At 26.4% G+C, this 12,521-nt stretch carries 9 protein-coding genes; 7 read left to right on the top strand and 2 right to left on the bottom strand.

Going from position 1 to position 12,521, the window contains the following annotated elements; translation table 11 throughout:
• Positions 1 to 184 precede the first annotated feature (184 nt).
• From Q0997_RS07735 to Q0997_RS07705, 7 genes are all read left to right on the top strand, one after another.
• Positions 185 to 3,979 carry an SEC-C metal-binding domain-containing protein gene (locus Q0997_RS07735; RefSeq protein ID WP_299886970.1) on the top strand — a complete coding sequence of 1,265 codons (3,795 nt, stop codon included), beginning with the start codon at positions 185 to 187 and terminating at the stop codon, positions 3,977 to 3,979.
• A gap of 1,141 nt (positions 3,980 to 5,120) precedes the next feature.
• Complete coding sequence (locus Q0997_RS07730; protein ID WP_299886967.1) at positions 5,121 to 7,169, top strand: transposase family protein; 2,049 nt, start codon at positions 5,121 to 5,123, stop codon at positions 7,167 to 7,169.
• The gene (locus Q0997_RS07725) at positions 7,166 to 7,852 is read left to right on the top strand and encodes an ATP-binding protein (RefSeq protein ID WP_299886964.1); all 687 of its coding nucleotides are present in this window, start codon (positions 7,166 to 7,168) and stop codon (positions 7,850 to 7,852) included. Before Q0997_RS07730 ends, Q0997_RS07725 begins: the two co-directional genes overlap by 4 nt.
• A gap of 286 nt (positions 7,853 to 8,138) precedes the next feature.
• Entirely contained in the window at positions 8,139 to 8,741 is a 603-nt protein-coding gene (locus Q0997_RS07720) for a hypothetical protein (RefSeq protein ID WP_299886962.1), read from the top strand.
• 42 nt (positions 8,742 to 8,783) lie between these two features.
• Entirely contained in the window at positions 8,784 to 9,161 is a 378-nt protein-coding gene (locus tag Q0997_RS07715) for a hypothetical protein (RefSeq protein ID WP_299886959.1), read from the top strand.
• A complete protein-coding gene (locus Q0997_RS07710) occupies positions 9,145 to 9,864 on the top strand; it encodes an ADP-ribosyltransferase (protein WP_299886956.1) in 720 nt (239 codons plus the stop codon). The genes Q0997_RS07715 and Q0997_RS07710 overlap by 17 nt, the downstream gene beginning before the upstream one ends.
• Before the next feature lie 120 nt (positions 9,865 to 9,984).
• On the top strand, positions 9,985 to 10,575 hold the full coding sequence (locus tag Q0997_RS07705; RefSeq protein ID WP_299886953.1) for a tyrosine-type recombinase/integrase: 591 nt from the start codon (positions 9,985 to 9,987) through the stop codon (positions 10,573 to 10,575).
• A gap of 2 nt (positions 10,576 to 10,577) precedes the next feature.
• Here Q0997_RS07705 and Q0997_RS07700 read toward each other — a convergent pair whose 3' ends face one another.
• Together Q0997_RS07700 and Q0997_RS07695 are read right to left on the bottom strand one after the other, a co-directional pair.
• Positions 10,578 to 11,255: a response regulator transcription factor gene (locus tag Q0997_RS07700; RefSeq protein ID WP_299886950.1), complete on the bottom strand. Its 678-nt coding sequence runs from the start codon at positions 11,253 to 11,255 to the stop codon at positions 10,578 to 10,580.
• 11 nt (positions 11,256 to 11,266) lie between these two features.
• Positions 11,267 to 12,061 (bottom strand): ATP-binding protein, encoded by a 795-nt coding sequence (locus Q0997_RS07695; RefSeq protein ID WP_299886947.1) that lies wholly within the window; start codon positions 12,059 to 12,061, stop codon positions 11,267 to 11,269.
• Positions 12,062 to 12,521: the final 460 nt, after the last annotated feature.

Raw genomic sequence — 12,521 nt, 5'->3', positions numbered from 1 at the left:
ACAATGTTAATGGAACACTTTTTATGCGACGACGTAGGAGGGAAGCATAATGTGTGTGAAATGACTATAGGTTGATTAATTTTCAAACATTTACGGTTTCCCTCAAAGTTATTCCTACAATAATTTGTAAATTTAAACTCTCCCTATTTGTTAAATAATCTTTTCAATATTCTATTAATTTATTATGGGTAATAAAATTGGACGTAATGATAAATGCCCTTGTGGAAGTGGTAAAAAATACAAAAAGTGCTGTATCGGTAAAATTAGCAATGTAAAAATACCGAGACCTTCAAATGCACATCCTTTATCAAAGTTTAATATTAATTTTTTAATTGATGTATTTAGTTCGAGTTTTCTTTTTCCAAACAATCATGGGAAAAACATTCGCCTAGAATTATTAATGAGAGAAAGCTTGCTACATGGTAAAAAAGATACTGGTTCAGCAAATATAATTGAATTGATAAAAGTTTTAAACACTAATTATGCACACCATCATTTTGAAGATCCTCCAGTTAATCCGTTTACAAAAATAATTACCTTTTTTGGAGGAGATTATTTAATATTACCTGGAATATCTGAAGGAGGAGATTTTATATTATCAAATATGCTTGGTGCAATTTTTCACACTAAAAACAAGCTACCAAACACTTTCAAAAGCTTAGTTAGTCAATTAAGTTTATTAATGTTAAATATTTCTGATATAGCGATTAGAGATGTTGGACTCCAAAGATATTTAGAAGCAGATATTGTAAATAATGAGATTAGTGTTTTTAAAAAAGAAGAAGCTATTGATTACATAAATGCAATTAGCATTGTTGAAGAGGACTTTTTAAAACTATGTGAAATATATAAAATCGAAAAGGAAATCATTAATCTAATCCTTTTGGATATTCAAGATGAAGATTTAACAACCGTTGAAGAAAGTAAAAATCCAGTTATCGGAAAGCCATTATTAAAAGTAGATGGTGGCTACAAAATAATTTCTTTAGGAAACTTTCATATTGCGCTATTACATGCAATAATTGAAATGTCTATTTCTCAAAACTGTTTAAAAGAATTAATAACTATTTATACCTCAATAATTTGGAACAACATTAATGTTCATCTTGGCTACTCAGATTATATTAGGTTAGAAAGATACAAACCTATTGATAATTCAGGGTTAGATATATATGAAGAGTTCAATAGAATTGACAGAGATAAAATTGTATATGTAAGTATGCAATATGATGATGGTAGCAATTATGATATTTCTAACCCATTTGGTTCTCAGGGAAAAAATAAGAATGCATCGAAGATAGAAAAACACATTGATCAAGTTATTAAAAGCTTAAAAACCCAATTCCCAGATGATAAAATTTTATTAATACAGATTTTTGCAGGATTGGGAAGAGAGTATTATAGAACTTATAAAAAACATGCTGATGTAGAAGTTTTGGCTTTTCCTGCTTATTATTTTGATCTCATTATGAATACAAGAGAATACGAAGCTCTTGATCTTTGGAATTATTCTCAAGCAAAGAAACGATTCGTTGAAAAAACTAGATTTTCTCCCTTTACAGATGAAATCGATTTGTATTCAATGTACAAAGATTTAGATGATTCATTTTATATGAATGATGATGCTCAGCCAGATATGATGTGGGTTCAATTAGGATATGCCAAGAAATTTATACAAAAAGTATATGAGGATGAAGATTCTCATTCAATAAGTCGTGAAGATGATAAAGGAAGAGTTTATAAGATACCTTGTGTAAGAATAAAAGGACAGGAAAATCTATACTATTCTCTTGCCGATTTAGGTAAGAGACTTACAAAAGCAATAACAGGATATAAGCAACCTATTTGGGTAGAATCTTTGGATAATTTATCTAAAGTACCAATAGAATCTAAAGGTATCTATATTGAATTTCTTGATGCAATTAGTTATTGGATTTGGCAAATGACTAAACATTTGTCAATTGCTTTAGAAAATATTGATTACCAACCAATAACTATAAACTTTGATTTTAAAGAAAAATCAAAGTTTCATGAAATAGAATTTACATTTGATAGGGAAGAGGGAGTAGAAGATGATTTTGAGATTAACGTTACAGGTAACTTAATTACTATAATTATTCCACATAAAATTTTACCATACTTATTTGGTGAGGATAATTTAGGGGAACAAATTTTGGTTAGAAAAATTTTGGAAGGGTTTAATATGCTTTCAAATAGCAAAATAGAGAAAGCTATATTAACTCCAGAAAGTATAAATGAAATAATAGAAAATGTTGTAAATATTCCACATAAAAAGAAGATATACCTTTTAAATACTAATAATAATTTACTGCTTGACCCAAGAGGAACTTCTGCAGTCAGATACATTCAAGAATACAATATAAATAAGAATTTAGATGAGCTTATTCCTAAACTTATAAAACATAAACTTATAACAGATAAAACGGTAGATATTGAAGATAAAAACAATTTCATAAAAAAAATGTCTTCTAAAATATTCCTGCCAGAATTAATAAATGAAATTGAAAAATATGATAGCCATTTTCTATTAGAACATTTTATTAGATTGAATGAATCTTTAATTTATAAAAGAAATAGGAAAATATTAAACACTCCTACAATGATAGCTTGCTTTATAAGTAAGGAAAAGCAAATAGAAGATTTAAATGAAAGTTTTCAAAATATCGATAGAACTACATTATCAATTAGATGTTTAATTGAACATATTGCAGCGTGTCCTGGAAATGGAAATTTATTGCCAAGTCAAGAAGATATTGATAATTTATTAGCTAAGATGGATCAAATAATTAATTGGGGAATGATTGGTGATCAAGTAAACTATGAATTATATGATATTAAAATAGATGTTTTAAAGTCTGGAAGAATTGGAACAGATAAAAAATTATCAGAGGAAGTCTTTAAACCTTTTAGGTTGTCTAAATCAAGTGAAAATGTAAGTGATGCAATAAATTCTTATAAAAACAATTATGAAGATTTATCTGAAGATGATGGAAAAGAAATATTTACTAAAAAAACTGAAGAAGCATTTAAATACGAATATGGTGTTAACTTGACTCAATTAATCCAATTTAGTCAAGTTTTAAGTGGAATTTGTTTTTTAAAAGATCCTGGTTGTACTATTTTTTATGAGGATGAGTTAATATCTGAAATACAAAAAATATTACCAGAATTAGTTAAAGAAGAAATATTAACATTATTAAATCATTTTTCGCTGAGCAAAAGAAAGCATATTATGGATCTTCCAGATGGAATGGAAACCTATGATGTATTTCCTTGGAGATTTAATAGAAGACTTTCCTTGAATCAAAAACCTCTAGTAAAAGTTTTTGATACAGAAAAAAAGGAAAATAAATATTATGTAGGCCCTAGGCAATTAATTAAGTCAGGAAGGTTTTTGCTTTATTTATTTTATTCAGGGAAATTAAGAACTAAACCAGAAGGGAAATTGAATAAATTAATTGGGAAAAATCTAGATAAAAAAGGAGAAGCCTTTACTAATGAAGTGCATGATTATTTTAATGATAATATTCAAAATAGTATAATTGATATAGAAGTTGAAATAAACACTAAATCTCAATTAAAACATTCAAAAGACATTGGTGATATTGATGTTTTGGTTATTAATAAAGAATCAAAAAAAATCTATTTACTTGAGTGTAAAAATACAGAAGCTGCAAAAAACATTAAACAGTTAGTGGAAGAAGTAAATAACTTATTTGGAAGTGAATCAAAAAAAGGATGGATAAAAAAACATAAAGAAAGATATGAATGGGTAATAGCTAATAAAGATTTACTTGGAGCAAAATATAATACTGATTTGAACGAATTTGATGTTATTCCAATTATGTTAACATCAGAACAATTGGCTACAGAGTTTCTTAAAAAAGAAGAATTGCCATTTAAATTAGTAAGCTTTTATAATGTTAAAGAACAATTATTTAATGCTTTTGAAGATTAAAATTATTATGTAAAATAGAATCTCAATGTTAAACTTTGCCTCATAAAATTTTGGTCAAAACAATAGGCGAAAAGAGCGTGCATATTTTAGGGGTTTAGCAATAAAGTATCTTAAGAGTTTCAATTATACAAGGGATTTCAAAGCAATGTTAACGAGTTCGAATGTTTCCTAAAATATAGTGAATGAGCCGTTAATTGTTTCCAAAATTATATACAGCCTTGAATTTTTGTTTCTTTTGTTTCAAGACAAAAGATAATGAAGCATTAAAAAAAAGAATTAATTGAAGTTCTAAATATAACAAGTGCATAGAATTTTATTTTTCTTAAAATTTATGCTCTTGTGGCAATCCACGAGAATCGTCTAATTTTTTTTATTACGTACATTTTATCGAATACGCGATTTTTAATAAGTGCAAAAAGGTTAGCTTTTATTTTGGCGTTGGCAAGCGATGGATAATTGTGTTTAAAAATAAATGCAATAAGCATTTAAATTTTTAAAAAGCAATCGAGCGTTTGGCAGTGGCAATTTTACATAGCGACTAATTATAGTACAAAAATGTAGTTCAAATGTTTCTTGATAAATCGCGTATTTGAAAATTCTTGAACCATTGTACAGGATATTCAATTTAAACTAAAGGCAAAAACGCAAATGTTTAATGACCCAAATAAAAAACATTATAATGAAACTATAAACGCTCTGGGATATTTTACATAATATAACATTATAGCTACACATCTAAATTATTCTAACGAAGCCACAATTAGCTTGTACATAATTTGTGTCCAGTATTTTAAAATTAATAACTAGAGATTCAGTTAATATAAAATTACTCCTTGTATAATGATGGTTTTATAGATTTTATTGATTTTTTTAAATTTTATATAATCATTATATATATCACTTTCAGTATTTTAAAATTAATATTATTTTTTCACGAATTCATTACAAATAAGATAGAAACGAAAATAATTTAAAGAATTAAAGAAGGAACTCAAGAAGATTAACATCTAAAAATTCTTCTAAAAGGGAATATTTATTTGACTAATTTTTATTATTTTAGTGAAAGAACAATTAATTACTTATTTGATTTATAACATGCTATTACTATTAATTGTTATAGCTTAAAAGTAATTATTGTCTTATGTCTTTAGGTTATCTAAATATTGTAAACGGTTCCGTTTATGTCTCAAAAGGATTATTAATTAATAATGGTTACGAGAAAAAAACTTTAAATAACAGATTATCATTATCGAGAAATAATAAATCACAGTTATTTAATTCTTTCAAAGATGTTAATGGTACTGTTTGGATAGAGTATAATAGCATTCCTATAAAACTAATTAAAAAATTAGAACTTCCAGAAAATTCAAAAAAACTTCGTGATATTTTACAAACAGCTGTGCCAAATCAGGACGAAGAATCAAACCCAGAAATTGATATTGTTTTTCAGAGAATTAAATTAGATAGTCAATATTGGGTTGAATTTATTCCAATATATAAAGATTTTTTTTTCGATATAGAAGTTATTAATAACTATGCTATTAATCATGCATACTTACAGTTTTGTATTATTTATAAAAATAACAAAAGGTTTACAGTAAAGGAACTGTTTTCTTCATATAAAATTCTCCCTAAAACCATTTTTAAAACAGATAATTATTCCTATTTCTGTAATAAATTAATTTTTTGTGAGAAAAATAGTATTGAGGAAGCTCTCGTACATAGTTTTAGAATTAACGGAAGAAAACCATATAGAGTTACTCCTATTATTAAAAGTATTATTAGAGCATATTATGCCGATAAAAAAACTTACTCGATAGCTCAAATACATAAATATGTCAATATCGAATTAAAATTAAAAGGATTAAACCTTGTTTCCTTATCTACTGTATCAAAAATATGTAATAATCAAACACTCAGGAATAAAGTTGACAGATTAAGATTTGGTGAAAAATTTGCAAAAGATTTTATTGATCCATATCTAACACGAAAAAACGTAAAACAAATAGGTGATTTATATCAAATAGATTCAACTAGAATAAATTTTGCATGTAAAGAAGATGGTGTAAAAAAATACTTAACTATATGTGCAATTATAGACGTCTGTTCTAGGAAAATTGTGGGATTCAGTTTTGACGAAAAAGAGAACGTTAAATTAATAAAATCGGCTATTAGAGATGCATTTGAGACTAACGAGCTAATTCCTAAGCATATAGTTGTAGATAATCATGCGTCTTATAAAAGTATTGAGTTTCAAGAGTTAACAAATAAATTAAAGCTTTATGGTATTAATATAAGAAATGCCAAACCTCAAAACGCAAAAGATAAAGCTTATATAGAAAGTTGGTTTAATGTATTTCAGATATCATATCTAAAAGGCACTAAAGGTTTTTTAGGAGAAGGTATTAAAACTAAAAGACTTGGTGGAAGAGTTAATCCCGAGCTAGAAAAAGAATACACAAAATTAAAAAATTTGTTAGAAAAAAATCAACTAATAAAATTAATAAGAAATAAAATTTATGAGTATAACGATACAGTACATAATTCCATAAACGATATACCTAATAGAGTTTTCAATAGAGAAAGAAAGGATCTAAGCAATAAATTTAACAAATATGATATTAGTCTAATATTTGGAAAATGTAAGACTTTAAAAATAAGAAACTCAATGATTACCATAAAATCTTTGGGTGTCAAAAGAACTTATACTATATGGGATAGAATAGTTTCAAATAAATATAACAGAACAAAGGTTAACGTATATTATGATGATTTTAATTTATCTATTATCCATTTATTTGACTTAAAAAACATTCATATAATGGATTTGAAAATAGATAAAAAAGCTTATCCAATTGCATATACTGATGAAGATATAAAAGCATATCAAAGTCATACTATTAGAAATGAAATTAAAATAAAAAAAGATTTAGAAGAAATCTATGTTGAGATGAAGGAAAGCAGGGAGGAATTTAAACTCATACCTATTGTAAGTCTTGATAAAGAAACAAAGAAAAAAATAGAGTTAATCAAAATTGCTGGTGATAAAGAATTAGAACAAAATTCTAAAGTTCTCAAATTATCCAAAACAAGCAATTCTACTGGAAGCGCTTATTCAGGTAGTTTAAAGGTGTTTCAGCAAGAAAAACCTATTAAAAAGTTTATTCTTGAAAAAGTACAATTATTATGATTGAAGAAGCAAAAAAAGAGATTTTTAAACTTATGAATTTTTCTTTGGTACAAGAGACTTGTAAGATATCTCTCGAAAACACAAAATTTTTCACTATTGCTGGAGAGACTGGAAGTGGTAAAACTGTTGCATTAGAATATTTTTATACACACAATAGGGAATTTGTAAAATATGTATGCTTGAGACAAAGTATGACTCCACATGATTTCTTTAAGGAGGTAGCTAAACAATTTGGATATAGATATCCTCAAAAAAAAATATATACTACTATCAATTGGATTAGGGACTATTTAGAAATATCAATTAATAATTATTTATTAATAATCGATGAAGGAGGGAAATTCAAACCAGAACAATATGGTTTTATACATGAATTACGCGATCTCACCATAAATAAATTAGGTATTATTCTTGCTGGTCCTGAATATTTTATTCACGAATTAAATAAATGGAATGAAAAAAAAATAAAAGGAGTTCCTGAGTTTTTCAGAAGAATAAATTTACAAGTTAACCTTAAAGACCTAACTAAAGATGAAATTATATCAGTTTGTGGAGAGTATGATATTAAATCAATACAGGTAATTAAAGAGAAATTTTTATCTGTTAAAAATATTGGAGACCTAATAAGTTTAATTCATAATTATCAAGAAATAAATTACAAACTTAATGAAGGTATAAAGTAGTATTTTACAGTAGCCTTAATTTAAGCACCCTCATAATACAAATATTAATTTATATTTGTACCAGAAAATATTAAGATAGCGTTAGCTGTTGTTTTGTAGAAGAAAATCGCCAGTTTTTAAAACCACAAATTCAACAAGTTTAATGCTCTCGTCCATCTGGGCGAGGGTGTACTTGTTTGTGGTTAGGTGTCTGGCGATACCTCTTTTACGGCAAGGCTTGAAACCCCCGCCTTTTTTTATATCTTAACTTTATCATTTGGGTTTATGATATTAAATGATATTAAAAATGAAATCACTTATTACATTATTATTCTCTAGCTTCTTCTTAATTTCATGTTCTTCAGATAAGCTAACAAATAATGAGGCTGAAGATTTATTAAATATGTGTTTAAAAGAAAATGTTAACTATAGAACTATGTTTTATGGCAATGTTAAAATATCAAAAAAAGACACAAAGACTATTACCTTTTATCAAAAATTAGAAGCATCTGGTTTCTTAGCTTTAGAAGAAGTAAATGAGAGTAAATACTCATTAAATTATAATATAAAGCTCAAAGAAAAGATAAAAGAGTATGTAAGTAATCTTGAACAGTATACAGATAATAAAATTGACATTCAACGTAAATTGAATATCAAGACTTATCATGAGTCTGTTAAAGAAATTGTATCAATACATGAAATTCCAAATGAAAATATCGCAAATGTAGAATTTGAATGTAAAATAACTAATCCAATTATAGATATTTATAACTCAATTAAGATAAAGAATAATGAACGTAAAGCTGTGTTAATTAAAACTAATGATGGGTGGCGCTATAAATGCCCCAAAAAAAATAATACTAAAAGAGATTTAGATAATTCTATCAATAAATTATTTAAAGGGTTTTAAAAATCATCAATTTATTATGTGTAATTAATTAGTGCTAATAAGATGAACGAAGATTATAATAAGCTAATTAAAGGTTATCAAAAAAATGAGATTTATGCTAAAGTAGTATTACATTTAAATAATAACTACCCTTTATGGAATTCGTATAATGAATTAGGGGAGTTAGCTCCGAGTTTAGTATTAGAAGTTATTCTTAAAATTGAATCTGATAGTTTATCAGATAAAATATCTGAGATTATAGAAGTAAATTATGCTAAATATTACAAAAAGAATTTACTTTATAAACAAAAAGAAATTGAAAATCAATATGACGATGATAAAGATAAAGCTACAGCTAGCTCTTTCTTTTTTTTAGATCAATTGTTTTTAGGAGGAATTATATCGTCTGGACATTTTATCCCTTATGATTTTAAAATTTAGTAATTATATAAATAGAAAATTTAAAACACCAGATTTTAAAAATATTTTATTTGAATATGCCTTTAAACAATTTGTCAATAGACAAGTAAAGATTGATTTTATTCCTAATAAATATAATTATTTCAAAGATATTAATGGTATTGAGAAATGGGCTTATGATTATAATCATTTTTTTAAATTACAAACAGAAAAAATTAATTCTTTGAGATCGACAAAGGATGAAGAAGAAGAAATTAGAATTTATTTATACTACTCAGGTTATGTTAGTATACAAATAAATGATTATCTAAGAAACGGACCTGAAAATATAGCTTTTCCAAGGCTTGTAGAGGAAAATATAGAGTTATTATCAAACAGTCTTTCAAGATTTAAATTAAAGAACAATTTGATAGTAATGCGAAGATTTCCGAAGAGCAAACTTATTCCTAAAATAAAAAAAGGAAGTAGTTATATAGAAAAAGGGTTCATAAGTACTACTTTAAATCTATCGTCCAGACTTGACTTTGAATGTAATTATAAACCTTTTAAAAATGATTGCATAATGATATTAAAAGTTCCTAAAGGAACTAATGCTTGTTATGTAGAAGAAATTAGTAAAAAAGGGGAGTATGAACTTATTATTCAAAAAGGCCAAGAAATACAAATTGAAAGACATATTAAGCTAATGAGTAATGTATTAATTGTTGGTAGTTTAGTAAGTTAGAATTCAATCACTTTTAGAATAAACTAATTAGTTTGCATACTCTTTACAAAAAGTGTATTTTGTAAAGAGTGAGTAAAATCTACCGTTGAATCCATTGACCTAGCTAAAAACTTTTAAATTATGACCAAAGGGCGAAATGTAAAGAGTAATGAAAAAACAACTACAAATGCTCACGAACGTTCTAAAAATTTTCTTAGTAATGCAGAAGTAAAAAAATTATTAGAGGCTTCAAAACAAAGTAGATATCCTATTAGAAACTATTTGTTATTATTAATGATGTATAGACACGGTTTAAGAGTTTCTGAAGCGATTAATATTAAACTAACAGATGTAAACCTTAAAGAGTCCAGGTTATGGATAGAAAGGCTTAAAAACGGCTTATCTGTTGAACATCCAATAGTAGGAGATGAACTTCGTGCTATAAAACGATACTTAAGGGCTAGAAAAGATCATCTGCCTTGGCTTTTTGTGAATGAAAGAAATTTACCCCTTACTAGACAGGCAGTAAATTATATAATTAAAACTGCCTCTCAAAAAACTGCAATAAAAAACGTGCATCCACATATATTAAGACATTCCTGTGGGTTTTATTTAGCCAATAAAGGTTATGATTTAAGATTGATTCAAGATTATTTAGGACATAGAGACCCTAAGCATACTGTAAACTATACTAGAGTAGTTAGTAGTCGATTTGAAAAGTTATGGATTTAGTTTTATTTAATAATTTTATTTCTTAGTAGATATGCAGTTAATCCTTGTCTACTTTTAACATTAAATTTTTTAAACATATTTTTTCTGTATCCATCAATTGTTTTTTCGCTCAAGTACATTTTATCGGCAATTTGCTGATAAGTTAAGTCTGTAGGAACATATTCTAAAAACTCTCTTTCTCTTTCAGAAATACCAGCAAGAGGACCTACTCTTATAATCCCAGAAGAGCTTATCTTCTCAATATTTTCAGCCATAATTTTTGAAGCAAAATGTGGGTAATATTTTTTTTCTACTAAGATAGCTTCAAGTGCTTGGTGTAGGTCTTCGACTTCTAGGTCTTTAGATAAGTAACCATCTACACCTTGACGTATCATTCTGATAACCGCTTCTTCACTTTCAAACATTGAAACTACAATAATTTTAACTTCTGAAAAATTCTGTTTTACCCATTTAACTGTCTCAAAACCGTCCATATAAGGCATATCGATATCCATAAAAATCACATTGGGAATACCAATTGATTTAATTTTGCTTTGGAGGTCTATTCCATTATCTGCCTCAAACAAGATAGAATACTTATTATCATGGTTCTTCATATTAATAAGTTTTTCTAATCCTTTTCTAAAAAGATTATGATCATCTACTAAGACAATTTGAATGCTAGAGAGTTTATCAGACATTGTAAATAATTTTATTTTGGAATCCTAATAGATACTTTTGTCCCTTTATTAATTTCACTAGAAATACTCAAAGTTGCATTAATTACCTTTGCCCGTTTATTCATATTAATCATTCCTGTGCTTCCTTTTTTATCAATTTGTTCTTTTGTATTATTAATATTAAAACCTATACCATTATCCTCAATCTCTAATACAAGTTCATTGGCTGCATAATTCAAATTTACTATTATTCTTGTTGCATTTGCATAATTTATTATATTATTGATAACTTCTTGACAAAGCCTAAAAAGAATAATTCCTTTTTCAGGATTTAATTTAAATGCATTTCCATTTTTAGTAATTATTGCTGGATATTTCATTGATTTGGAAACTCTTTCTAGCTCTTTCTCTAGTGCTCTACTAAATCCAATTTTCATTATATAATCAGTGTTAAGAGCTGTACTTATAGATTTAAGTTCTGAGAGTAATTGTTTGGCTAAATGTTTGGTTTCAATTACATTCTCTTTATTGTCATCATTACATTTCATTAAAATTTCTGATAGATTTATGTTAATCAATGATGCAGATTGGCTAATATTTGAATGTAGCTCCTTTGAAATATGATCAAGAGTCTGTTCCTGAATTTCGATTTTTGAATTTAGAAGTATTTTATTAAAAGACTCTTTCAATTCTATAATTTCTTTATTGTGAAGATGGCGTTTATATTGATGCTTAAACAGAAAGTAAATTATTACAGCTACAAATAATAGAAGTAAAATTGTTGATATGACAATGGTGACGGTTATTTCAGAATTTGAGGTCGACATAAATAAGCAGTTAAATATAATGAATACATAACTACATTCAAGGTGTCATTTATAAATAAGAATGAGTTTAGCATTGGTGAATTTGAATTTATAAGGCTATTAAATAATATAAAAAATGGAAGAGTCCCAGTATAGTATATAAATACGCCCAGGACAATCCATATTTCTGGAATGGAATATAATTTTGAACCCTTTTTTATTTCATAAATTTCATTGAAAAATGATAATGAAACACTAATTAATAAAACATTAGCAAGAATAATTGTATGGCTATTTATTTGAAAAGGTGTTTGAATGAATAAATAGTTTATTACCGAAAAAACAGTAAGAAATACAGTTATTTTCTTTATTATCTTTTTAAAAAAAATAGACTTTATAATGCATAAGAAGAAAGTAATTGTGAACAAATACCGCATAATAAAAAACGCATTATATATCCAAAGATTTGAACGATTATAAT

It is taken from the genome of uncultured Lacinutrix sp., assembly GCF_947500325.1.
GTDB lineage: Bacteria > Bacteroidota > Bacteroidia > Flavobacteriales > Flavobacteriaceae > Lacinutrix.
The sequence above is the reverse complement of the archived record's forward strand: the minus strand, read 5'-3'. Positions and strand labels throughout refer to the sequence as shown.